Origin of the sequence: Methylocella tundrae, assembly GCF_038024855.1 — a bacterium.
GTDB classification, from domain to species: domain Bacteria; phylum Pseudomonadota; class Alphaproteobacteria; order Rhizobiales; family Beijerinckiaceae; genus Methylocapsa; species Methylocapsa tundrae.
Genome location: NZ_CP139089.1, coordinates 2,839,304 through 2,862,322, shown reverse-complemented (window position 1 = coordinate 2,862,322; position 23,019 = coordinate 2,839,304). Strand labels below are relative to the sequence as shown.

The 23,019-nt window shown below is 62.2% G+C and carries 19 protein-coding genes, 1 tRNA gene and 1 pseudogene; 8 read left to right on the top strand and 13 right to left on the bottom strand.

The genetic code is table 11. The annotated features are described in order from the left end of the window. The first annotated feature begins 317 nt into the window (after window positions 1–317). Together SIN04_RS15440 and SIN04_RS15435 are read left to right on the top strand one after the other, a co-directional pair. Window positions 318–1,931: a B12-binding domain-containing radical SAM protein gene (locus SIN04_RS15440; RefSeq protein ID WP_244605831.1), complete on the top strand. Its 1,614-nt coding sequence runs from the start codon at window positions 318–320 to the stop codon at window positions 1,929–1,931. A 257-nt stretch (window positions 1,932–2,188) separates the two neighbouring features. Then, complete coding sequence (locus SIN04_RS15435) at window positions 2,189–4,972, top strand: autotransporter domain-containing protein (protein WP_341264038.1); 2,784 nt, start codon at window positions 2,189–2,191, stop codon at window positions 4,970–4,972. 61 nt (window positions 4,973–5,033) lie between these two features. Here SIN04_RS15435 and SIN04_RS15430 read toward each other — a convergent pair whose 3' ends face one another. From SIN04_RS15430 to rpsM, 6 genes are all read right to left on the bottom strand, one after another. Next, entirely contained in the window at window positions 5,034–6,353 is a 1,320-nt protein-coding gene (locus tag SIN04_RS15430) for a replication-associated recombination protein A (protein WP_341264037.1), read from the bottom strand. A 110-nt stretch (window positions 6,354–6,463) separates the two neighbouring features. Continuing rightward, window positions 6,464–7,858 (bottom strand): DegQ family serine endoprotease, encoded by a 1,395-nt coding sequence (locus tag SIN04_RS15425; RefSeq protein ID WP_134492577.1) that lies wholly within the window; start codon window positions 7,856–7,858, stop codon window positions 6,464–6,466. 307 nt (window positions 7,859–8,165) lie between these two features. Next, window positions 8,166–8,588 (bottom strand): 50S ribosomal protein L17, encoded by a 423-nt coding sequence (rplQ, locus tag SIN04_RS15420; RefSeq protein ID WP_134490587.1) that lies wholly within the window; start codon window positions 8,586–8,588, stop codon window positions 8,166–8,168. 84 nt (window positions 8,589–8,672) lie between these two features. Further along, the gene (locus SIN04_RS15415; RefSeq protein ID WP_134490585.1) at window positions 8,673–9,689 is read right to left on the bottom strand and encodes a DNA-directed RNA polymerase subunit alpha; all 1,017 of its coding nucleotides are present in this window, start codon (window positions 9,687–9,689) and stop codon (window positions 8,673–8,675) included. Between the two features lie 188 nt (window positions 9,690–9,877). Continuing rightward, window positions 9,878–10,267: a 30S ribosomal protein S11 gene (rpsK, locus tag SIN04_RS15410; RefSeq protein WP_012591970.1), complete on the bottom strand. Its 390-nt coding sequence runs from the start codon at window positions 10,265–10,267 to the stop codon at window positions 9,878–9,880. A 71-nt stretch (window positions 10,268–10,338) separates the two neighbouring features. After that, a complete protein-coding gene (rpsM, locus tag SIN04_RS15405) occupies window positions 10,339–10,707 on the bottom strand; it encodes a 30S ribosomal protein S13 (RefSeq protein ID WP_134490584.1) in 369 nt (122 codons plus the stop codon). Window positions 10,708–11,083: 376 nt separating this feature from the next. On the opposite strand from rpsM, the gene SIN04_RS15400 reads away from it, so the two are divergent. Continuing rightward, a tRNA-Gly gene (locus SIN04_RS15400) sits at window positions 11,084–11,158 on the top strand. Between the two features lie 263 nt (window positions 11,159–11,421). Here SIN04_RS15400 and SIN04_RS15395 read toward each other — a convergent pair. Together SIN04_RS15395 and SIN04_RS15390 are read right to left on the bottom strand one after the other, a co-directional pair. Further along, window positions 11,422–12,009, bottom strand: a complete 588-nt coding sequence (locus SIN04_RS15395) for a DUF308 domain-containing protein (protein ID WP_134490582.1) — start codon at window positions 12,007–12,009, stop codon at window positions 11,422–11,424. Between the two features lie 82 nt (window positions 12,010–12,091). Beyond that, a complete protein-coding gene (locus SIN04_RS15390; RefSeq protein ID WP_134490580.1) occupies window positions 12,092–12,847 on the bottom strand; it encodes an alpha/beta fold hydrolase in 756 nt (251 codons plus the stop codon). 166 nt (window positions 12,848–13,013) lie between these two features. Here SIN04_RS15390 and SIN04_RS15385 point away from each other — a divergent pair, with 166 nt between their 5' ends. Then, window positions 13,014–13,907: an AraC family transcriptional regulator gene (locus tag SIN04_RS15385; protein WP_134492575.1), complete on the top strand. Its 894-nt coding sequence runs from the start codon at window positions 13,014–13,016 to the stop codon at window positions 13,905–13,907. Between the two features lie 219 nt (window positions 13,908–14,126). Here the strand turns inward: SIN04_RS15385 and SIN04_RS15380 are convergent, their stop codons facing one another. Both SIN04_RS15380 and SIN04_RS15375 read right to left on the bottom strand, forming a co-directional pair. Then, window positions 14,127–14,459, bottom strand: coding sequence for a hypothetical protein (locus SIN04_RS15380; protein WP_166795956.1), 333 nt, complete (start codon window positions 14,457–14,459; stop codon window positions 14,127–14,129). Beyond that, a complete protein-coding gene (locus tag SIN04_RS15375) occupies window positions 14,456–15,163 on the bottom strand; it encodes an ABC transporter substrate-binding protein (RefSeq protein ID WP_134490576.1) in 708 nt (235 codons plus the stop codon). Before SIN04_RS15375 ends, SIN04_RS15380 begins: the two co-directional genes overlap by 4 nt. 437 nt (window positions 15,164–15,600) lie before the next feature. Between SIN04_RS15375 and SIN04_RS15370 the strand changes: the two genes are divergently transcribed. From SIN04_RS15370 to SIN04_RS15360, 3 genes and pseudogenes are all read left to right on the top strand, one after another. After that, complete coding sequence (locus SIN04_RS15370) at window positions 15,601–16,644, top strand: AI-2E family transporter (RefSeq protein WP_166795955.1); 1,044 nt, start codon at window positions 15,601–15,603, stop codon at window positions 16,642–16,644. Window positions 16,645–16,899: 255 nt separating this feature from the next. Next, window positions 16,900–18,666 carry an MOSC and FAD-binding oxidoreductase domain-containing protein gene (locus SIN04_RS15365; protein WP_244605830.1) on the top strand — a complete coding sequence of 589 codons (1,767 nt, stop codon included), beginning with the start codon at window positions 16,900–16,902 and terminating at the stop codon, window positions 18,664–18,666. Window positions 18,667–18,796: 130 nt separating this feature from the next. Continuing rightward, window positions 18,797–19,047: pseudogene (locus tag SIN04_RS15360) on the top strand (IS481 family transposase); the annotation flags it as partial. Between the two features lie 6 nt (window positions 19,048–19,053). On the opposite strand, the gene SIN04_RS15355 reads toward SIN04_RS15360, so the two are convergent. Together SIN04_RS15355 and SIN04_RS15350 are read right to left on the bottom strand one after the other, a co-directional pair. After that, complete coding sequence (locus SIN04_RS15355; protein WP_341264036.1) at window positions 19,054–20,034, bottom strand: aldo/keto reductase; 981 nt, start codon at window positions 20,032–20,034, stop codon at window positions 19,054–19,056. Window positions 20,035–20,085: 51 nt separating this feature from the next. After that, window positions 20,086–21,189 (bottom strand): YihY/virulence factor BrkB family protein, encoded by a 1,104-nt coding sequence (locus tag SIN04_RS15350; protein ID WP_134490570.1) that lies wholly within the window; start codon window positions 21,187–21,189, stop codon window positions 20,086–20,088. Window positions 21,190–21,306: 117 nt separating this feature from the next. Between SIN04_RS15350 and SIN04_RS15345 the strand changes: the two genes are divergently transcribed. After that, the gene (locus SIN04_RS15345; RefSeq protein WP_341264035.1) at window positions 21,307–22,179 is read left to right on the top strand and encodes a Ku protein; all 873 of its coding nucleotides are present in this window, start codon (window positions 21,307–21,309) and stop codon (window positions 22,177–22,179) included. A gap of 4 nt (window positions 22,180–22,183) precedes the next feature. Here the strand turns inward: SIN04_RS15345 and SIN04_RS15340 are convergent, their stop codons facing one another. After that, window positions 22,184–23,014 (bottom strand): Ku protein, encoded by an 831-nt coding sequence (locus SIN04_RS15340; protein WP_341264034.1) that lies wholly within the window; start codon window positions 23,012–23,014, stop codon window positions 22,184–22,186. Between the last annotated feature and the right edge of the window lie 5 nt (window positions 23,015–23,019).

Below are 23,019 nucleotides of genomic sequence, written 5' to 3'. Positions count from 1 at the left end.
AAGGCGATAGGCTTCGTCCGAATGGGCATTGGAGCCGCGCTTGGAGCCCGCCGCTTGGGGATCAAGGCGGGGCGGGCCCAGGCTGAAGCTCCGACGGGTTGTTTTGGCCGGCTGCAAGGATTGAGTGATGAATTGCGATCCGCGCGGCCGGAAACTTGAACAGGCCCATCGGCGTTCGCCGTCCAGGATCTGTTTTGCGGGGGCGTCGTCCGGCGTCCTTATCTTTGCCCGCTTGTCCTGACCAACTTGTTTCAGGAATGAATCAGCCATCGGCGATTGAAAGCGAGAGGTCGATCCCTTTGACAGAGAGCGCAATCTTGTCTTCCGTCGAAAGTGGGCCAAAGCGCCGCATTCTCTGCGTTTTTCCCCGCTACGTCCCCTCATTCGGCACCTTTGAATACGCCTATCCGCTGACCCCCGGCGTCAGGGCCTTCATGCCGCCGCAGGGGCTTCTGCTTATCGCGGCGGTTTTGCCCAAACATTGGGACGTGCGCTTCATCGATGAAAATATGGACGCGGCGAGCGCTCACGATTTTGCCTGGGCCGACGCCGTTTTTGTCAGCGGCATGCACATTCAGCGCCGCCAGATGGAGGATATAAGGGCGAGGGCCCATGCTCTCGGCAGGCCCGTCGCTCTCGGCGGCCCGTCGGTTTCCGCGTGCCCCGAAGAATATCCGCGATTCGATTATCTTCATGTGGGCGAATTGGGCGATGCGACCGGCGCGCTGATCGCCATTCTGTCGCGCGACGTAGCGCGGCCGCCGAAGCAGATCGTCCTGACGACAAAAGAGCGCCTCCCTCTCGCCGAGTTTCCGGCGCCCGCCTATGAACTCGCCAAAATAGACCGCTATTTCCTCGGCAGCATCCAGTTTTCGAGCGGCTGCCCCTACACCTGCGAGTTTTGCGACATTCCCGGCCTTTACGGGCGCGTGCCGCGGCTCAAGACCCCGGCGCAGGTTGTCGGCGAACTAGACAAGCTGCTCGCTTGCGGCGTTAACGGCTCGATCTATTTCGTCGACGACAATCTCGTCGGCAACCGGCGCGCGCTGCAGGATCTGCTGCCTCACCTTGTCGAATGGCAAAAGCGCAACGGCTATGCGGTCAGCTTCGCCTGCGAGGCGACGCTCAATATCGCGCGCTCGCCGGAGATCCTGAGGCTGATGCGCGAGGCGGCGTTCGACACGATTTTTTGCGGCATCGAGACGCCGGAACCCGCGGCTTTGAAAGCCATCCAGAAATCGCACAATGTCGCGGCGCCGATCCTCGATTCGGTGCGCGCGATCAATGATCATGGAATGGAGGTGGTGACCGGCATCATTTTAGGGCTCGACACGGATACGCCGGAGACGGGCGAACGGATCGTCGATTTCCTCGCGCAGTCACATATTCCGCTGGCGACGATCAATCTGCTGCAAGCCCTGCCCCGCACGCCCTTGTGGGACCGCCTGCGGAGCGAGGGGCGCCTTCGCGAAAACGACGCGGAGCTCGAATCGAACGTCGAATTCAAACTGCCCTATGACGACGTGCTCGCGATGTGGCGCCGCTGTATGGAGAAGGCCTACGATCCCAAAGCTCTTTTCGCCCGCTATGAATATCAGATGCGCGCAACGCGGCCTAACCGGCTGAAACGTCCCAAAAGCCGCCAGCGCCTGTCGCCGCGCAACATTCGCATGGCTTTCGTCATTTTGGCGAAGCTCTCCTGGAAAGTCGGCGTTCGCGGAAGCTACAGGCGGGCGTTCTGGTCTTTCATGCTGCGCCGGCTGATGCGCGGACAGATCGAGCCCGTCTTGAGCGTCGGCCTCGTCGCCCATCACCTCATCATGTTTGCGCGGGACGCGTGCTCGGGAAAAAGCAACGCATCGCATTATTCAGCGAAGACCCGGCCGCTTGAGGTCAACGCGCCGCTCGCCCAGCAGAGCCCGGCCCAATAGAGTCCGATTCTGTGGCCCTAGCGCAACATGTTTCAAGATTTAGCTCTTTGAATAAACCTGGCCGCAATGGCGCGGCTGAACAAGTGAGGGCGTGAACTGCGCCTAGCGCGTTGCAATTAAAGCCCCATGCGTCATGCGTTGCACTGGGTTCAACTGCCGTGTGATATTTTCCCACGACAAGGGCGATTTGTTGCTGATTGCACGCAATTCAACCTGTGAGGTAACTATCATGTGTTGAGGGATTTGGGGCCAAGTCCATGCGCGATTTACTTTTCCGCCGCAACGCGGCTATCGAGCCGCGGCCAGCAACAGCGGGCGGGGGACGGCGGCGCATCGCGATGGTCTTGCGCATAGGCTTGATCGCCGGGGGCCCCGCGATCGGTTTAGCCAGCGGCGCCAAAGCCCAGACCATGACATTCGAGGGTCTCCAGGACGGGGAACTCGTCAACGCCTATTATAACGGCGGCTCCGGCAGTCTCGGATCGCAAGGCGGACAGGCCAAGAATTATGGCGTCGCCTGGGTCGGCGCTCTCGCGGGTTTCGCCCCCAATGGGACTTTCAACAACGTCGCGAACGAGCCTACTTCTCCGACGGTTATGGGATTTTTGTCCGGCCCCGCGCCAGTGATGAATGTGGCGAACGGATTTACAAAGGGATTTTCCTTCGCATACGCCGCGCCTTTCTTCACGGGAACGATCACCGTCTGGTCCGGCCTCAACGGCACGGGCACGGAGCTCGCGACGCTCACTTTGCCGACCAACGGCAGCAATCCGAATTTCAGTGAAAGCTATTCAAATTGGACGCCAATCGGCGTCGGCTTTTCTGGAATCGCGGAATCAGTCACCTTCGGGGGCACGGCGAACTTCATTGTGTTCGACGATGTCACGATCAATTCGATCAACCCCGGCGGCAGCACGATCAATACCACGCAGCCGTTTTTCCTCGCCAGCGCCCTTGGCGCCACCGTTTCGCCCGTATTTCAGGGCGGCACGCTGCGGATGGATCAGATCAACGGAGTCTACGCCCAGAACTTCACGCTCAACAATTCCGCCACCAACACAATTGACGAGGCCGGCAACGTTTCCACGTTCACCGGCGTTTTTTCGGACGCCGCGCCAGGAACGCCAGGCAATCTCATCATCGCCAACAGCGGCGCCGGCGGCTCCGCGACCTTCACCGGCGTCAACACCTATACGGGAACGACAACGATCAACGCCGGCGCGACCTTGATCATTGGTCCTGGCGGCTCAATCGACAATCTGAGCACGATCACAAACTCAGGCGTGCTCAATGTCGCCGCCGGAGGCGCAATCACCGTCGCGGGCATCACCAACAACACGACCGGCGTCATCACCAACTTCGGCGCCATCACCGACGCCCTGGACAATTCCGGCGTCGTCATCAACGCCGCGGCCTATAATGCCGATGTCAATAATTTCGCGACGGGCGCCATCGTCAATAGCGGCGTCTGGACCGGCGATCTCCTGTCCAACACAGGCTCCATCATCAACAGCGGAACCTGGAACTCCGCGAGCTTCAACAACAATGCCGGCGGCGTAGTGAATACGGCGGGCGTTTTGACGGCGACGGCCGCCCTCGCCAACGCCGGCCTCTTCAACGCGCAAGGCTCCTTGACGACGCCGCTCGTCAACAATACCGGCGTCTTTAACGTCACAGGGCCGCTCGCCGGATCCATAGGAACATTCAACAACGCCGGCACGCTGAGCCTCGTCAACGGTTCGACGACCGACACATTCGCCGCGACGACCTACAATGGACAGGGCGGCCGATTCGCCATCGACGTCAATCCGACTTCGACAGCCGCGACACAGCGCGCCGACCTCCTGAAAGTGACCAACCTCAGCGGCTCGACATCGCTTTTCATCAACGCAGTCGGCGGTTCGGGACTCATCCGCACGCCGATACCCGTCATCGCCGCGACGACTGTCGCGCCGGGAACCTCAGTCTCAGTCGGCAACAACCCGGGGATCATCAATTACAGCCTGCAGCAGGCCGGCGGAACTTACAATCTGATTTCGACGGTCAATACGAGCGTCGCCTCGGCGACGCCAACCGGCATCAACGCGGTCGTCAGCGCGCTCAACACCGGATTTTTCCAGAACGCCAGCGCCTTCATCTCAGAGCCGCCAGACCCCAGCAGGAACCAGTGGAACGGCGGTCCCTGGATCCGCGTCGCCGACGGACAAAACGATGTGAGTTCGCTGACCTCGGCGCAAAATCCGACAGGAACCGCGTCGGCGCCCGCGAAGGTTCGCGCGAACTTCAACGGCTTCCAGACCGGGGTCGATCTCGGCGTCGCAAATGTCGAAGGATCGGGCTGGAACACCCATCTCGGCGTCACCGCCGGTCAGGTCAATCTTCGCACCAATGATCTAGTGACGACCAACATCTCGAGCCAGGTGCAGGTGCCGTTCATCGGCATCTATGGCGCGGTGACGGGTCATAACTTCTTCGCCGACTTTCAGGTCCGCGAGGATTTCTATGAAATGAATCTCTATAATCCGGGGGCGTTTCTGACTGGATCCAATCTCGCGGGGACGGCGCTCGCCGTCAACGCCTCGGCTGGCTATCGGTTTGATCTGCCCTCCTCGTGGTTCGTCGAGCCGTCGGTCGCATTCATGTATTCGGATCTGCATCTCGACAGCCTGCGGGTCGGGCTCGATTCGAGCGGAATGTCATCGGCCTATCTTAATTTCAATCCCTTCCTCAGCGACCTTGGGCGCGCCGGCGTTCGCGTGGGCACCACTTATATCTCCGATGCTCTCCAACTGGCGCTGCAGCCTTTCGTGACGGGCAGCGTCTGGCGCGAATTCGCCGGCGACACGCATACGACGTTCGTGACGCAGGGAGCCTCGGTGCCGCTGAGCGTCACCCGCATAGGGACCTTTGGGCAGGTCGGCGTCGGCGTCTCCGCGCAGGTGTTGAAGACGGGAGTTCTTGGCTTTTTGCGCGGCGATTACCGTTTTGGCGACTCCATCAGCGGCTATGCCCTGGTCGCCGGATTGCGCTATCAGTTCTGAAGCCTGGCCCTTCAAGGGCGCGGTTGTCGGTCTGAATGACGCGGTCGATCTCGGGGAGGCCTCAGGAGCCGGACCCTTCTTCGCGCGCTTTGCGCAGCTTCGCCCAATAGGCGAGGCGCTCGCGCAGGTCCCGCTCAAAGCCCCGGGCGGCCGGCGCGTAGAGCTTTTGCCGTCCCAGCGCCTCGGGCCAATAGTTCTGGCCGGAAAACGCGTCGGGCTCGTCGTGATCATAAGCATAACCTGAGCCGTATCCCTCGCGCTTCATGAGCTTCGTCGGCGCGTTAAGGATCACTTTCGGCGGCATCAGCGAGCCGTGCTCTTTGGCGAGGCGCATCGCGCTTTTATAGGCGACATAGGCCGCATTCGACTTTGGCGCCGTAGCCACATAGATCACCGCCTGCGCGATGGCGAGTTCGCCTTCGGGCGAGCCCAGAAAATCATACGCCTCCTTGGCCGCGTTGGCGACGACCAGCGCCTGGGGGTCGGCAAGACCAATGTCCTCCACCGCCATCCGCACCACGCGCCTTGCAATGAAAAGAGGATCTTCGCCGGCGTCGAACATGCGCGCGAGATAATAAAGCGCAGCGTCGGGATCCGAGCCGCGGACTGTCTTATGCAGCGCGCTGATGAGGTTGTAATGGCCCTCCTGCGCCTTGTCGTAGATGGGCGCGCGGCGCTGCACGATTTCGGCCAATGCGGCGGCGTCGAATATCTCGTCCGGCGCCGCCGCGCGCCAGACTTCTTCGGCGAGCGTCAAAGCCGCCCGGCCATCGCCGTCGGCCATCCGGATCAGAGCCGCGCGCGCCGACTCGTCGAGCGGCAAAGGCCGCCCTTCGAGCAGTTCCGCGCGCGCCAGCATCTTTGCGATCGCCTCGTCGTCGAGAGCGCGAAATGTCAGCACGCTCGCGCGCGACAGCAGCGCCGCATTCAGCTCAAAACTCGGGTTTTCGGTGGTCGCTCCGATGAGAATGACCGACCCGTCCTCCATGACGGGCAAAAAGCTGTCCTGTTGAGCCCGGTTGAACCGATGCACTTCATCAACGAAAAGCAGGGTGCCCTGCCCCGCCGCCCGCCGGCCACGCGCCTCGTCGAATAGCTTTTTCAGTTCGGCGACCCCCGAAAAAATAGCCGAAATCTGCACGAAAGTGAATGTCGTCTCATGCGCGAGAAGCCGCGCGACCGTCGTCTTGCCGGTGCCGGGCGGCCCCCAAAAGATCAGGCTGCCGAGCGAGCCCGAAGCGATGCGGCGCGTCAGCGCGCCTTCGGGACCGACGAGGTGATCCTGCCCTACGACTTCCGCGAGGCTTTTTGGGCGCAGGCGATCCGCGAGCGGCTGCGGCGCCTGATTTTCAAGACCTGCTGCGGCGAAGAGATCGCTCATATATGATCCAGGGCGCCGAGTTCACGCTCGACGCCAAAACGGCGCAGACCTTTCAAATCGGATCATGCGCCAGAAAGAAAGCCCGTCATAGGATCACCGCCGGCCGAACCTCAGCCGCCGAGCATGGTGGTGACCACCTCGCCGCCCCGCCCGATAGTCAGTTTCCAGTACTCGTGCCTGCTGCTGACAGCGCGCTCGAGATCGCGCGTCGTCCGCACCTTGACATCGTTGACCGACAAAATGACGTCGCCCTTCTGAAAGTTCACTGCCGCGGCGGTCGACCCGTCTTCGATATCGCTGACGACGACGCCCTCGCTGACGCCATGCAAGGACATTTCCTCGATAACCGCAGGCGACAGATTGACGACCGTCGCCCCCGCGAAGGGCGAAGCCCCCTTCAGCTTGACCGGATCGCGCGCGGGGATTTCCGCGGCCGGCGCCAATGTCAGCTTCACGTTGAGCGGCTTGCCGTCGCGAATGAGCGCCAGCGAGGCCGTTCCGCCGAGCGGTTTCGTCGCGATCCGGTAGCCGAAGCTCTCAGGATCGTCGACGCTCTGCCCGTCGATGGCGGTGATGAGATCGCCGCCTTTCACGCCCGCCTTGTCGGCCGGGCCGTCGCTCGTCACTTCGTTCACGAGAGCGCCGGACGGCCGGTCGAGGCCAAGCGAATCGGCGATCTCCACGGAAACGGACTGGAGGCTCGCTCCGAGCCAGGGCCTCTGCACCGGCTTGCCGCTTTTCGCCGCGGCGACCACGATTTTCACCATATTCACGGGAATCGCGAAGCCGATGCCAACCGAACTTCCGGTTTGCGAAAAGATCGCCGAATTGATTCCGATCAGCCGCGCCTTCATGTCGATGAGGCCGCCGCCTGAGTTGCCGGGATTGATCGCGGCGTCCGTCTGGATGAAAAACGCCGAATCGGAGATGCCCCCTTGCGTGCGGGCCAGCGCGGAGACGATCCCTTGCGTCACGGTCTGGCCGACGCCGAACGGATCGCCGATCGCGAGCACGATGTCGCCGACCTCGAGGGCGTCGGAATCGCCAAGCTCCATGAAGGGGAAATCTCCCCCGCCCTTGATGCGCAACACCGCAAGGTCGCTGCGGTGATCGCGCAGCACGATGTCGGCGTCGAATTCGCGTTTGTCCGAGAGCGCGACTTTGACGTCCGTCATGCCGTCAATGACATGGTAATTGGTGACGACCAGCCCCGATCGGTCGACGAGCACGCCCGAGCCGAGCGAGCGCGTCGTGGAGCTGCCGGGGCGTCCGCTGCCAAAGAAACGCTCAAAAACGGGATCGTCGAACAGGGGATTCTTGGGGCGCTTCTCGGTGCGGGAGGCGTAGACGTTGACGACAGCCGGCTGCGCCTTCTTCACCACAGGCGCAAACGACAGGAGAATTTCGCCTGGCGTCGCGGGAACCTGCCGCGCGGGCTCCGCCGCCGCCAGGCCCGCGCAAAAAATCAAGGAAAGCGCCAATGCGGCGCAAAGCGCGGGACGCATGGCCGCGGGAGCCCGCCGGCGCGAAAAAAGTCCCGTCGTCATGGATCGCCCCATCGCCCGAGCATCCTGAATTGACATGGCCTCGTCCACAGCAGAGCTTATGCCTGAAGCCGACCCCTGCGCCAAAGGCATCGGAAAACGATCTTTTATCCTACCGCACCGCCTGCATGCGAAACGAGATCCGCTCGGCGCGAAGATGCGGCAGGGGGGAGCCACCCCAGAATTTTTTCTAGAAGCAGCGAGCAAAAAAACCCTGCTTCGCCGATTCCGCATTGGTTGCGTCTGCGCGGCGGCGCAAGCGCGCCGATCAGGCCGCCGCTTCTTCGTCCTGTCCGCCCTGCGCCGGGCCGGAATCCTGACCCTTTGCGGAAACGTCGCGATCAACGAATTCAATCACGGCGAGCGCCGCATTGTCGCCATAGCGGAAGCCGGCCTTGAGGACGCGCGTATAGCCGCCATGCCGGTCCTTGTAGCGCGGTCCGAGGACCGAGAACAATTTGCCGACGAGCGCCACATCCTTGATCTGCGCGATCGCCTGACGGCGCGCGTGCAAGTCGCCCCGTTTGCCGAGCGTCACCAGCTTTTCCACGATCGGACGCAGATCCTTCGCCTTCGGCAAGGTCGTGACGATCTGCTCATGCTTGATCAGCGCCTGGGCCATATTGGCGAACATAGCCTTACGATGTTCATGCGTGCGGCCGAAGCGCCGATGAGCGTTGCCGTGATACATTGGCTTTCTCCATCATTTTTGCGGCCGCCGTGCCAAGGTACGGCCGCTCCTTATTGTCTCCCTTTTTGGGAGCGTTAGATCTGATCAATAATGTTCTTCAAAGCGCTTGGCGAGTTCGTCGATATTGTCCGGCGGCCAGCCGGTGACTTCCATGCCAAGATGCAGGCCCATCTGAGCGAGAACCTCTTTGATTTCGTTCAAAGACTTGCGGCCGAAGTTCGGCGTGCGAAGCATTTCGCCTTCGCTCTTTTGAATGAGATCGCCAATATAGACGATATTGTCGTTCTTCAGGCAGTTGGCCGAGCGCACCGACAATTCGAGTTCGTCGACCTTCTTGAGCAGAGCCGGGTTAAAGGCGAGTTCCGGAATCGACGGCGTAAGCTCGACGCGGCGCGGCTCCTCGAAGTTGACGAAGACATTCAGCTGATCCTGCAGAATGCGCGCGGCGAAAGCGACCGCGTCCTCGGGCGTCAGGGCGCCATTGGTTTCGACCTGCAGCGTCAGCTTGTCGAGGTCAAGGTTCTGACCTTCGCGGGTGTTTTCGACGCGATAGCTGACCTTTTTCACCGGCGAATAGAGGCTGTCGATCGGAATGAGGCCGATCGGGGCGTCTTCGGCGCGGTTGCGGTCCGCGGCGACATAGCCTTTGCCGGTGTTGACCGTGAATTCCATGCGGATCTCGGCGCCCTCATCGAGCGTGCAGATGACAAGGCCGGGATTGAGGATGGAAATGTCGCCCGTGGTCTGGATGTCTCCGGCGGTGACTTTGCCGGGGCCCTGCTTTTTCAGGACGATGCGCTTCGGGCCTTCGCCCGGCATTTTGATCGCAATGTCCTTGATGTTGAGGACGATGTCGGTCACGTCCTCGCGCACGCCGGGGATCGACGAGAATTCGTGCAGGACGCCGTCGATATGCACGGAGGTGATCGCGGCGCCCTGGAGCGACGACAACAGAATCCGGCGCAGCGAATTGCCGAGGGTGAGGCCAAAGCCAAGCTCAAGCGGTCCCGCGACGATGGTCGCAAAACGCTTCGGATCATCGCCTGAGATGACTTCGAGTTTGTTCGGTTTGGTGAGCTCTTGCCAGTTTCTTTGGATCACGAAAGAGCCTTTCTGACGGTGCGGCGCCCGCCTGGCGCCCGGACAAAGTGCCGAAAAATGCGGCGGACGCCTGATCGCCCGCTTTTCGGCTTCGAGAAATGCGCCTGACCGCGTCGCGGCGCATGTCTCTGATCTTGTTTCGCAGAGCGCGAACCGCTAAGGGGCTCGCTTTTTGCGTGACCTCGGCCTTAGACGCGGCGCCGCTTGCGCGGCCGGCAGCCATTATGGGGGATCGGCGTGACGTCGCGAATAGAGGTGACAGTGAAACCAGCCGCCTGCAGCGCGCGCAGCGCGGATTCACGACCAGAGCCGGGCCCCGACACTTCCACCTCAAGCGTGCGCATGCCGTGCTCGGCGGCTTTGCGGGCGCAGTCCTCGGCCGCCATCTGGGCGGCGTAGGGGGTCGATTTACGCGAGCCTTTGAAGCCCATGGTGCCGGCGGAGGACCAGGAGATGGTGTTGCCCTGCGCGTCCGTGATGGTGATCATCGTATTGTTGAACGTCGAGTTCACATGGGCGACGCCCGAGACGATGTTCTTGCGTTCGCGACGGCGAACGCGGGTAGCTTCCTTGGCCATATGCTATTTCCTTCAGGCGCGCCCGTAATGCCAGGCGCTCGGGATTGATCTCTTTTGTAAATGAATGACGTCTACTTCTTCTTGCCTGCGATCGGCTTGGCTTTGCCTTTACGGGTGCGCGCATTGGTATGAGTGCGCTGCCCGCGCACGGGCAATTGCCGGCGGTGACGCAGGCCGCGGTAGCAGCCAAGGTCCATCAGGCGCTTGATGTTGATCGCAACTTCGCGGCGCAGATCGCCTTCGACGAGATAATCGCGGTCGATCGTCTCGCGAATCTGCAAAACTTCGGCGTCGGTCAGTTCGGCGACGCGCCGCTCCGCCGGGATATTTACCTTGGCGCAAAGCGCCTCAGCCTTTTTGGGGCCGATTCCGTGAATATATTGGAGAGCAATGACGACCCGCTTATTGGTCGGAATATTAACGCCTGCGATACGTGCCAAGACCCATGCTCCATGTCGGCCGCGCTCGTAAATGCCGCGCGGCAAGTTTCCTCGCGTCCGGTGGAGGCCGGCCCATGCGAGGCGCCTGACAAATAAAATTATGGGGCGCGCGTGACGCCCCCGAAACTTTCGTTTCAGGCTGGAAGCGGCGTGCATAGCCGATGCCGGGAGCCGCGTCAACTATTAAAAGCTCGCCTATCAAAATCCATGGCCTTGGGTCCGCCCGCGGCGGAGCGGGGGAGGCAGCGGAGGTTATATGAGGAAAACTTCGCCGCCGGTCCAGGAAGCGAGAATAGAAAGCGAAACGGCCTGTTGCATTCCCCAATCGTTTGCGCCATATAGCGCAAACCGTCGGCGTCGCAGCCTGCGGATGGATGCGGGTGTAGCTCAGGGGTAGAGCACAACCTTGCCAAGGTTGGGGTCGAGGGTTCGAATCCCTTCGCCCGCTCCAAAAACTCTTAGAGATTTCAAGCTGATAAAAGGCGTCCCTCGGGACGCCTTTTGCTTACCTGGGCTTCGCCGTTCGCGGGGTAAGCGAGCGAAGGCGGATTTCCGCGGCAGATCCTCGCTTTTGCGGCAATTCGCTCACCAGGGACCTTCGCGAGAGCGGATCCGTCAATCTACCCAAATCGAAGGTTTGTTAAGCGCCAGGGCGGGAACTGTGGATCAAAAAGGAGGGGCGACGCATCGCGGGCCCCTTATGTGCAGACTGGATTAGGCGGCGCGCCCGGAGGCATGGCGACGTGCTTGCGCGATGGTGAGCCAAATGGCCGAAATGAGGAAGTATAAGGCGCCGAACGCCGCATACGGCGCGATATCGGTGATGCCTACGGTTGCGCTCCCCGTCGCCTGTTTGATGAAGTAGGCGCCGACGAGCGCCGACTGCGCCCCAGCGAGGATCATCGCCCACTGCGCACCGATCTTCCAACGGCGCACACCGGTGATGAGTTGGAACAGACCAGCCAATATGGCCCACGTCCCGAACACCGCCATCACCACATGCAAGTCTCGCGTAAGGGCGCCAGCGACCGCGATCGTGGCGAAGGCGCTGATCGCGACATTGATCGTCTGGCTGCTATTCGGCTTCAGGCCGCCGCTGCGCTGGGCGTCGACGAAATTGGCGAGCGCGTCCCAAGCCGGATAAGCGACGAGGAGCGCCGCCGCAACCAACGGCGAGCTCTTGCCGACGGCGAAGGCCGCAGCGAACCAGACGACCGCGACCGCGGCGCGGATGAAATAATAGGATTTCAGCCAGCGTGACGCTGCGTCGCGATCCGGCTGCGGGAAGGTTTGACTGTTCATTGCAAGGATCCTGTTTCTGCTGGAGGGCGCGAGATGGCGCCGGACGACGGGCGGCTTCGGCCTCCCGTCGTCCGGCCCGGGATCACTGTCCTTTGGCGGCCCGTTCGATGAGCGCGGCGACCTCTTTGGGGTGCGACACGGGAGACGCATGGCTCGACTCCAGCGTGACGGTCGTGGCGTTCATGCGTTTGGCGAAGAAGGCCTCGGCCTGCGGCGGAAGCATCAGATCGTTGGCTGAAATCGCGTAATAGGTCGGCTTGAGATGCCAGGCCGCCACGGTCGCCGGGGCGCCGAAGGCGGCGCCGCTGATTGGCTTCTGCTTCAGAGCCAGGGCCTCGCCTTCCGCGGCCGGCGCGTCGCCGACGAAGACATGCGCGTAGGCGGCCGGATCGATCGACAGGAAGCCCTTGGAGTCCGGCCGGACGGCCTTCAGGCCCTCGGCCGGCGGGCCGTTGGCCGTGAGCGCCTGAAGGGTTTCACCCTTGTCCGGCGCGAAGGCCGCGACATAGACCAGCGCCTTGACCTTGGGGCTGTCGCCGGCTTCGCCGATCACAACGCCGCCCCAGGAGTGGCCGACGAGGACGGTCGCGCCCTTCTGGGCGTCCAACACCTCGCGGGTCGCGGCGACGTCGGCCTCGAGCGAGGTCAGCGGAATGTCGACTTCGGTAACCTTGAAGCCCTTCTTGCGCAGCAGGTGGGCCACCTTGTCCCAGCTGGACTTGTCGGTGAAGGCGCCGGGCGCAAGCACCACATTTTTGGCGGTTGCGGCGGAGGCGGCGATGGGAGCTCCCATCGCGAAAACGGCGGCGAGAGCGGCGCCGACAGTGAGCATTTTCATTGGATTGTCCTTTCGACAGGGCGATCAAGCCGGTAGATCAGAACATTTCCGATCAAAGCAACTTGACGCGGGAAAACAATTACGGTTTGCTTAGAAAAGTGCATATTTCCATGTAGTTAAGCACTCTGCACGGCGCATTGATAGATTCAATGGGGTGGTCATGGCCATGACTGAACTACCGGAAAATTTGACCATTCGTCCGGAAGTGGAAGTCGACAGTCCCGCATCGACCGATCTGCTGTCGCGCGTGCTGGCGCAAATCCACCTCACGGGAGACCACGTCTATTCCCGCGCCCTCACGCCGGAGGGCCGCTTGGATTTGGAAGCCGAGGCCGCGCACGTCTGCATCGTGACCCAGGGGGCCCTGCGCATCGAGGGCGAGGAGAGCGGGCCCATGGTCATGGATACGGGCGATCTTGTGATGTTGCCGCGTGGCGCGGGCGACCTGCGACTGACGGCCTCGGGCGCCCCCGCGACCATGGTCCTTTGCCGCTTCCGGTTCGATCCGGACAGCCTCCGCGGGATGGTGTCCGCCCTGCCTGGATGCATCCACATCCGACAGGCGGAGGGCGCGGGCTGGCTGGAGGGGATCGTGCATTTCCTGATGCTCGAGGCCGGCGATATTCAGCCTGGCGCCGCCTTGATGGTCTCCCGACTGATCGACTTGGTGGTCATCCGCACATTGCGCAGTTGGGTCCATCAAGGGCCCGCATCCGGATGGTTAGGAGGACTTGCCGATGTGCGCATCGCAAATGCTCTGAAGGCCATTCATGAGCGGCCCATGCAGCGGTGGAGCATCGAGACCCTCGCGGCTATTGCAGGAATGTCCCGCTCCAGCTTTTGTGAGCGCTTCACCGCCTTGGTAGGCCGTGCGCCGCTGCGCTACCATAATGAGTGGCGCTTGGCGCTAGCACGGGACCTGCTGAGCAAGCGCGACGCGCGGGTCGGCGAAATCGGGTTTAGCATCGGCTACGAGTCGGAGGCCGCATTCAGCCGCGCTTATAAAGCGCTTTTCGGCCACTCACCGCGCGTCGATTATAGACTGAGCATTCGAGGTTGACGGCCGAGGCCGTTCGCACGCGCTTGGCCATCCGAAAGGGGCCGGGAGCCGTCCGTCAGTTTCCTGGCGACGGACGGATCGAAGCAGAGGCGGGCGCTTGAACAGACGGCTCCTTCCGACCCAGCAACGAACCTTGGCGCTTCATCTCAAAGCAGACCTACTGGCGGCAGGCCAAAGCTCGAGCGCCGCGCCAGCCTCGCGAAGGGGAATTGCCCATTCTCACGACCGAACGAACTCCACATACATTCTGCGCCACGGCGAAGCGTCGATCAGGCGCCAGCGGTGACCCGATCCCGTGGTGTCGTCAGCGAGGAGCACGTCTCCCGGAGCGAGGATGAAAGTCTCCCCGTCGCGCGTCGTGAACTCGAGCATCCCTAAAAGGGTGACCACATATTGCTCACAGGGCGCGACATGCCAATCGAGCGCCGATCCCGGCGGACTTTCCTCGATGTGGACCAGACGGACCGGGCGCTTCTCCCCGACAGGCCATTCCAATTCCTCGACATGGGACTGGCCATCCGTACCGCTATAGAGGCGGACGCAGCGGCTCATGGCTCGATCCATTCCTTGACGAGCTTCGCGAGCGCGCCCTCGGCGGCCAATTGCGCCTGCATGTGGTTCAGGGAATCGCGCAGTTGGCCGTTGCCCCGGCGCACGGACAAGGCCAACTGCTCTTTCGTGATCCCCTCCTGCACGATGCGGAGGGTGGGTCGGGTCCGGATCAGCCAGCGCGTGACAGGCGCCAGCTTCATGGCCGCCGCGATCCGGCCGACCTCGACATCGTCGAGCATCTCCTCGATGCCGTGATATGGGTAGATCCGAACCTCGGCCACGCGGCCCTCTGACTTGAGACGCTCGGCGACGGGCTCAGAGGTGTTGCCCTTCTGGACCCCGATAATCCGCCCTGCGAGGTCGCCCGTTGACCGGACGCCCGGATCACGCGTCACGCACGCGACGAGGCTTTGGCCCGACACGACATAGGGATCGCAGAAGTCGGCCCGCTCCTGCCGTTCCGGTGTGACGGTCGCCCCCGAGGCGACGCAATCCCAGGACCCGTCAGCTAGGCCTTGAAAGATATCGTTGAAGTCAGCGCCGGTGAACGGGACACGCTCCAGCGTCAGCCCCAACCGGGTGCAAATCGCGCCCGTGAGGGCGATGTCAAAGCCCGTGGGCTGGCCATCCTGCAGAAACTCGAATGGCGGGTCTGGAAAGGCCGACGCGATACGAAGGAGGCCGGGAGAGATCGTGCTACTCATTGGCATGCTCGCAATTCACTGGTCGACTGCTGTACCACGACCGCACCGCCAGGGCGATCCGTTCGCGCCGCCGCGGGCCACGCCTCTTGGGAACGCTTCAACTCGTTCATGGGCGCGGCGCGCGTCCCGGGATCAAACCATCCGTCACACCGCCGCCACCGCGGCCGATGATGCTGGATCGAGCACGAAACATCCTTTTTTTGCCCGGTTTTGAAGATGTACGCTTGTTGCTGCAGCGATCGACCCGACCAGGCATCTGGAAAAAATGTTGGCTGAACTGGCAAGAGCGGATGACGCTCTGAAGGAACACTGAGCGATGCTGACGCGCCGTGCAGTTATTACCCTGCTCGAAGTCACCCCGTATTATGGTAATGGCGTCGTTGGCCGACGCACCTCGCCCAGGCACACCCAGTCGCCACACCTTCCAGGCAATCTCGATGCTCGACGAACATTCCACTCTCCGCCAGCGCTTCTCCACCATCCTCCTCACCGCTGGGGTCGGCATGGGGGCCCTCCTTTGCTACCTGATTGCCGTCCCCTTCCTCCCCGCCATCGTCTGGTCTTTCGCCCTCGCGATCCTCTTCGCTCCGCTCGACACCCGGATCCGCAAGGCGGTGCGAGCCCGCGGGCTCGCCGCCGCCGCCACTCTCGCCATCGTCGCCGGCGTCATTGTGGCGCCCGCTATCACCGCCATCGGCTTCCTGCTGAACGAAGCCGTCGGCAGCGCCCCCCGACTCAACGCCGTATTTGACGCCCGTAACTGGACCCGCGCCATCGACAACTATCCTCACCTCGCCCCGGCCATCCACTCCGCCATCGAGCGCCTCAACATCCCCGACCTCATCCAGGCCGCCACCGCTTGGCTCGCCGGCTGGAGCGGCTACTTCGTCCGGGGCTCCATCGCGGGCCTGGTCAACCTGCTGCTCGCCTTCTATTTCCTTTTCTATTTTTTGCGGGACCGCGAGATGGCGATCGCCACCACCCGTCGCGCCCTGCCACTCTCTGAGGCCGAATTCACCCGGTTGACCGCTCGGATCGCCAACACCATCTTCGCCTCTGTCTACGGCACGGTCGCGGTCGCCGTTCTGCAGGGCAGTCTGGGCGGCGCGATGTTCTGGTGGCTCGATCTGCCCGCGCCGGTGTTCTGGGGCGTGATGATGGGTCTGCTCGGTATAGTGCCTTTCCTCGGGGCATTCGTGATCTGGGCTCCCGCCGCGGCGGCCCTCGCCCTGACCGGCGAACTGCAATCCGCCATCATTCTCACGGTCTGGGGAACCATCGTCGTCGGTCTGGTCGACAACGTGGTCTACCCAATCCTCGTCGGCAGACGACTGATGCTTCACACGGCGCCATCCTTCGTCGCCGTCGCCGGCGGCTTGCTCTTGTTCGGCGCCTCGGGGGTTGTGCTGGGACCGATCGTCGTCGCAGGGACCCAGACCTTGCTTGAGATCTGGCGGGAACGAACCATGGAGTCCGCCTGACCCGGCCCGCCGCGCACCGAATAGATGTCATGGCGGTCAGCGGAGCAGATTAGCGCGTCGTACGTCGGTCGGTAGGCTTGGAAAATACCTCGTGGATCGACTCTAACACTTGAGTGCCCACGCCGTGCCTCGCACGCTTGCATGAACAAGCATTACGCGCCAACAATCGAACCGGGAACCCGCAGCAGCCGCTTGGAGAGATCGGGCGCAAACGCCTGGCGATGGGCATTCCTCTTGTCGGCGAGGGAGGTGGAAGTGACGGCGCGTTTGCTATCAGTGAACGTCGGTGTGCCGCGCGATATCGACTGGCGCGGAAGGACTGTTCACACCGCCGTCTGGAAGACGCCCGTTCAAGGGCGACGCATGGCGCGTCGTCTCAACATCGACGGCGACGGGCAGGGAGACCTCGCCGGACACGGAGGCGAGCACCGCGCCGTCTTCGTCTATCAGATCGACTCCTACCGCTACTGGCAGAGCCAGCTCGGTCGAGACGATTTTGCCTATGGGCAGTTCGGCGAGAATTTTACCGTTGACGGCCTGTCCGACGACGAGGTTTGCATCGGCGATCAATATCGGATCGGCGGTGCGTTGTTGGAGGTGACGCAGCCGCGCGTCACCTGTTACCGTGTGGGCATGCGGATGAGTGAGCCACAGATGGCCGCACTGCTGGTGGCGCAAGGCAGACCGGGGTTCTACCTTCGTGTTCTGCAGGAAGGCGAGGTGGCGGCCGGCGACGAGATCGTGCAGGTGGCCGAGGGTCCCGAACGCATGACCATCTTCAAGATCAACGCTCTGCTGTACATGCCCGGTCACAGTCGCGGCCAGTTGGAGCGCGCGCTTCGCATCCCGGCGCTGAGCGCCGGCTGGCGCGCCTCTTTCCAGGCCCTGCTCCAGCAGGACCAAAGCCGCGGCGCGACGACAGGAAACGCGGGGCTTGCTCCGTCGTCAGGACCTGTTCCGGCGTGGCTGGGATTCCGCCCGCTTCGGGTTTCGCGAAAGTTTCGCGAAAGCAGCAACGTAATCTCGCTGACTCTCGAGCCTGTTGACGGATCCTCCCTGACCAGAGCCTTGCCGGGCCAGTTTATCGTTCTGCGGCTGAAGGCTGCGCCCGATGCGCCCACGCTCTTGCGCAGCTACTCGCTGTCGGGCGAACCCAGCACCGAGCGCTATCGCGTAAGCGTAAAGCGTGAACCCCATGGAGGGGCCACCGCATACATCCACGATGAGTTGCAGGTTGGCGACGTACTTGACGTGAGCGCGCCCCGGGGAAGCTTCACGCTTCGCCCGGGCGACGGACCTGTCGTCTTCCTAAGCGCCGGCATTGGCGTCACCCCAGTGCTGGCAATGCTGCACGCTTTGGCGGCAGATGCGTCAACGAAGGAAATCTGGTGGCTGTACGGGACTCGCGAACGTCGTGAGCACCCCTTTGCCGTTGAGACGGACGCCCTCCTCGAAGCTTTGGTCCACAGTCGCCGGCACATTCGCTACAGTTCGCCTGCGGCCGAAGATCAGTTGGGAGTCGATTTCGACGCTTGCGGACACTTGGATATGGATGGGCTCCGAGAGACCGCGGCGCCGCGCGATGCTGAGTTTTACATCTGCGGGCCGCCCACCTTCATGCGTGATATGACCGCCGGCCTCGCCGGCTGGGGGGTTGCCGCCGGCAACATCCACACCGAGATTTTCGGCTCAGGTCCGTCCGTAACTCCCGGCATCGCCGCGGCGCCGCGCCCGCAGCCTCATCTGCCGCCCGGGGCTCCCGGCAATGGACCACGCGTCTCGTTTGCCCGGAGCGGCATTGAAGTTCGTTGGGAGTCGGGCTACCAGAGCCTGCTCGAGCTCGCCGAAGCGTGCGACGTGCCTGTGCGATGGTCGTGCCGGACGGGGGTTTGTCACACTTGTGACACCGGGCTTGTGGCGGGGGCCGTCACATATCGGCCCGACCCAATTGACTCGCCGGCTGGCGACAATGCGCTGATCTGCTGCTGCCAGCCGCAAGGCGACGTCGTTCTCGACCTTTGAAATTTTGCTGTGATGCGATCAGAGCTGCGCACGGCATTGTCAGGTTATTGGGTGGCGAGCGCGAAAAACCTGCATCTCTTAGCTCTCGAAGCGACAGCGACGGCGGCGCTCGGGGTCGGCATGCCATCGGCATGGGAGCGCCCGGACAACGCCGCGAGTTCGAGCCGAACTCTCAGCATCGACGACGGATGCGCCGATGGGGCCGCGCGAGCGCCGAAGCACGGTGCTGACGCCGGTCGAAGGAGCCATGATCGTCGCGTTCCGGCAGCGGACGCTGCTGCCGCTCGACGATGTCATGGGATGCCTGCGCAACAGCATCCGGAAGCTGACGCGATCAAGCGCCTGCGTCGCTGTCTCGAACGCCATGGCAGGTCCCTGCTGACAGCTTTAGCGATTTAAGGCGCTCATTTGCGGAGCCGCGTAGCGCGTCCCGGCGGCTTTGCCGGGAGGAGCGATGCGCGAGATGCGCTCAAGCTCCCCGGCGCTCAGGGAAACGTCGAGGGCGCCGACGTTCTCTTCAAGATATTTGCACCGCTTCGTGCCAGGGATCGGCACAATATCGTCGCCCTGCGCCAGCACCCAGGCGAGCGAAAGCTGAGCCGGCGAGCATCCCTTCTCGCGGGCGATCGCTTCAATCTCGTGGACAAGATCGAGATTTTTGGCGAAATTCTCGCCCTGGAAGCGCGGTGAATTGCGCCGGTAGTCGTCGGATGCGAGATCATCGACGCTCTTGATCTGACCGGTGAGAAATCCGCGTCCGAGCGGCGAATAGGCGACGAAGCCGACGCCAAGTTCGCGCACGGTCGCAAATATCTCGTCTTCGGGATCGCGGCTCCACAGCGAATATTCCGTCTGCAGCGCTGCGATGGGGTGAACCGCATGCGCCCGCCGGATTGTTTCGGGGGCGGCTTCCGACAGCCCGAGGTGTAGCACCTTGCCCTCGCGCACGAGGTCCGCCATCGCGCCAACCGTGTCCTCGATCGGCGTCTGCGGATCGACCCGATGCTGATAATAGAGGTCGATCACGTCGACGCGCAGACGCCGCAGGGACGCCTCGCAAGCCTTGCGCACATAGTCGGGCCGGCCATTCTGGCCGAGAAAGGCTCCGTCCACGCCGCGGACATTGCCGAATTTGGTGGCGAGAACGACACGCTCGCGCCGGTCCCGGATCGCCGCGCCGACCAGTTCTTCGTTTCGCCCAAGGCCATAGACGTCGGCGGTGTCGAGAAAGGTGACGCCAAGCTCAATGGCGCGATGGATCGTTGCGATCGACTCGGCTCGATCGCTTTCGCCGTAGAATTCCGACATTCCCATGCAGCCAAGACCCAGAGCGGAAACCTCCAGGCTGCCAAGATGGCGCTTGTTCATGTTCATTTCTCCTTCTTGCAAGCTTTTATTAGTCCAGGATGCGCGCCCGCGCTATTTGGCTCCGGACGCGGTTGCGCTCGCGTCCCGGCCGCTCTGACGCTCGATCTTGGAGTTCAGCTCCCCGCCGAGCAAAACGACGATGACGGACAGCCAAAGCCAGGTCATCAAGCCGACGGCCGCGCCGAGCGATCCGTATGTCGCGTTATATTTGCCGAAATTGGCGACGTACCACGAGAACAGGACCGATCCGCCAAGCCACAGGAAAGCTGCGAGCGCGCTTCCCCATGTGACCCATCTCCATCGCGGAGCGCGGCGGCTCGGCCCGAAGCGGTAAAGCACGGCCAATGCGAAGAGGGCGACGAGAAGCAGGAGCGGCCAGCGCAGAAGCGACAGGAGCGCGTCGCCGCTTCCGCCGAGCCCAATGTCGCCGAGGAGGAGGGGCGCAACCACCATAGCCCCGAGCGCCAGAAGAATGAATGCGATCGCCGCGAGGGTGAAGGCCAGCGAGAGAAGATTAAGCCCGATGAAGCCGCGCTTCTCCTTTTCTTCATAGACGACGTTCATGCCTTCGATCAGGCCTTTCATGCCGGAGTTTGCGGTCCACAGCGAAACAGCGAGGCTGATGAAAAACGCCGCGCCCAAAGCGTGATGGGCCTCGCCTGCGATGCGACCGATTTCGCTCCCGATGAGATCCAGCGCTCCGCTCGGCAGAAAGCTTGCGAGGCTGTCGAGGCGGCCGCCAACGTTGGCGGGATCTGCAAAAAGTCCATAAAGCGATACGAGCGCCGCCAGCGCCGGGAATAGAGAAAGCAGGGCGTAAAACGTGATTCCGGCGGCGACCAACAGGATGCGGTCTTCGCCGAGACCCTGCCAAGTCCGCCCCAGGATATGTTTCCATCCCTGCGCCGGTATTTCGGCGGGGCTATCGGCGGCCTGCCCCGCCAGCGCCTCGCGCGCATGCCGCCCCGGCCCGGTTAAAGCAAAGGTTTCAGCATTCGGCCGAAGGCGGGTCTCGCGGGCGGCGTCCGGCGCATGAGGCGACAGGCGAGATCTCATTGAAAGCAGCATGGAAACAAGCCCCAGCCCAAGGATCAGCGCCCACCAGGCCAGGGAAGGCTTCCTTTGGTCAGGTTCGAGATTTGCGATTCTGCTCAAGCTTATGCCTCGTGAGCGCGCGCGGTGAGTGATGCATCAAAGCCGGAGTGTAGCAAGGACAGCCGACGCGGAACGGCTTATGCTGAGAGACGTTCCGAACAGAAAGGAGAAACAGGCATGGCGCCGCGAGCGAATTGGAAAGGCGTTCTGAAGGTCGCCGAATTGAGCTGCCCCGTTTCGCTCTTCACAGCGGCGTCGACATCGGAGCGGATCGCCTTCCATACCTTGAACAGGCAGACCGGGCATCGCGTGCAACGGCAGTTTGTCGACAGCGAAACGGGTGAGCCGGTCGAGCCGGCCGATCAGGTCAAAGGATATGAGATGGGACAAGGCGATTATGTCGTGCTCGAGCCTGAGGAGATCGCCGCCGTAATTCCAGAGAGCGACAAGGTTCTCGACGTTCAGGCCTTCATCAAATGCGACGACATCGACGACACTTACTTCGACCGGCCCTATTATCTCGCCCCCAGCAATCCGGTCGCTCAGGAAGCTTTCACATTGTTGCGCGAATCCATGCGATCGAAAAAGGTCGCGGCGTTAGCGAGAGCCGTCCTGTTTCGCAGACTGCGGTCCATTCTCATTCGCGCTCATGGGAACGGCCTGATCGCCACGACGCTCAATTTCGATTACGAGGTGCGGTCCGCCGAGGAAGCGTTCAGCGAGATACCGGAGATGAAAATCGAAGGCGAAATGCTCGATCTCGCAAAGCATATCATCCGGACGAAGAAGGGCAAATTCGATCCTAAGACCTTCGACGACCGTTATGAGGCCGCCGTCGCCGAGCTTGTCAAAGCCAAGCTCGAAGGCCGCGAGATCAAGGCGCCCGAAAGGCTCGCGCCGAGCAAGGTCGTCGATCTCATGGCCGCGTTAAGGGAAAGCGCGAAAGCTTCGTCCCGCTCCGCTAAACCGGCGGCGAAACCGTCAAGGGCTCGCAAAGGGGGCGCCTCCAAGGCGGCCGCAACGCCAGCGCCGCGCAAAAAGGCAGGCTGACGGTTTATCGCTTGGACGTCCTGGGGTTGGAAGTCTTGGAGTTGGAAGTCTTGGGGCTTGATCCGAGGCTTTGCCGCAAAGCGTCCATGATGTTGACGACATTGCTGGGCTTTTCCTGATCGGCTTTGGCCCTGCGCGGAGGCTTGCCCTTTGTCTTGGCTTCGATGATCCCCAGCAGCTGGCTTTGCACCGGATCCGTCGCCATTTCAGGCGACCAAGGCTTTGTTTTTTCTTCGATGAGCCTGTTCACGAGGGCCATCAGCTTCGGGTCGAGCTTTAGATCCTCGACGGCGTCGAAGTAGAGCTTTTCATCGCGAACCTCGTCGCCATACCGTAAGGTCCACAAGATGATGCCCTTATCGCGCGGCTCGAGCATGACGGCGCGTTCCCGCCGATAGAGAACGAGGCGGGAGATCCCGACCATTCCGGTCGCCTTCATCGCCTCCCTGATGACGGCATAGGCTTCTTCCCCGACCTCATCGTCCGGCGTCAGAAAATGCGGCGTATCGTACCAGATCCAGTCGATCGACTCTTTGGGCGTGAACATCTGGATGTCGATGGTCCGCGTGCTCTCAAGCGCCACGGCTTCGAGCTCCTCATCCTCCAGCATGACATAATCATTGTCGCCGCGCGGATAGCCCTTGACCTCATCGTCGTCATCGACGGCTTTGCGCGTGACGGCGTCGATGTAGCGGCTTTGAATCCGATGGCCCGTCTTCCTGTTCAGCGTATGAAAGCGGATTTTTTCTTTCTCCGATTGCGCCGGCGCCATTGCGACGGCGCAGGTCACGAGCGAAAGCTTCAGATAGCCTTTCCAGAATGAACGCGGAGCCATTGGTT

Excerpts from the sequence above, each read along its gene's own strand:
- SIN04_RS15390 (WP_134490580.1), bottom strand. The coding sequence starts at position 12,847 with ATGAAAATGCTCACTGTCGGCGCCGCTCTCGCCGCCGTTTTCGCGATG.
- SIN04_RS15340 (WP_341264034.1), bottom strand. The coding sequence starts at position 23,014 with ATGGCTCCGCGTTCATTCTGGAAAGGCTATCTGAAGCTTTCGCTCGTG.
- SIN04_RS15355 (WP_341264036.1), bottom strand. The coding sequence starts at position 20,034 with ATGAACAAGCGCCATCTTGGCAGCCTGGAGGTTTCCGCTCTGGGTCTT.
- SIN04_RS15430 (WP_341264037.1), bottom strand. The coding sequence starts at position 6,353 with ATGAGCGATCTCTTCGCCGCAGCAGGTCTTGAAAATCAGGCGCCGCAG.
- SIN04_RS15395 (WP_134490582.1), bottom strand. The coding sequence starts at position 12,009 with ATGAACAGTCAAACCTTCCCGCAGCCGGATCGCGACGCAGCGTCACGC.
- SIN04_RS15425 (WP_134492577.1), bottom strand. The coding sequence starts at position 7,858 with ATGCGTCCCGCGCTTTGCGCCGCATTGGCGCTTTCCTTGATTTTTTGC.
- SIN04_RS15380 (WP_166795956.1), bottom strand. The coding sequence starts at position 14,459 with ATGAGCCGCTGCGTCCGCCTCTATAGCGGTACGGATGGCCAGTCCCAT.
- rpsK (WP_012591970.1), bottom strand. The coding sequence starts at position 10,267 with ATGGCCAAGGAAGCTACCCGCGTTCGCCGTCGCGAACGCAAGAACATC.
- SIN04_RS15435 (WP_341264038.1), top strand. The coding sequence starts at position 2,189 with ATGCGCGATTTACTTTTCCGCCGCAACGCGGCTATCGAGCCGCGGCCA.
- SIN04_RS15345 (WP_341264035.1), top strand. The coding sequence starts at position 21,307 with ATGGCGCCGCGAGCGAATTGGAAAGGCGTTCTGAAGGTCGCCGAATTG.
- SIN04_RS15375 (WP_134490576.1), bottom strand. The coding sequence starts at position 15,163 with ATGAGTAGCACGATCTCTCCCGGCCTCCTTCGTATCGCGTCGGCCTTT.
- SIN04_RS15385 (WP_134492575.1), top strand. The coding sequence starts at position 13,014 with ATGACTGAACTACCGGAAAATTTGACCATTCGTCCGGAAGTGGAAGTC.
- SIN04_RS15370 (WP_166795955.1), top strand. The coding sequence starts at position 15,601 with ATGCTCGACGAACATTCCACTCTCCGCCAGCGCTTCTCCACCATCCTC.
- rplQ (WP_134490587.1), bottom strand. The coding sequence starts at position 8,588 with ATGTATCACGGCAACGCTCATCGGCGCTTCGGCCGCACGCATGAACAT.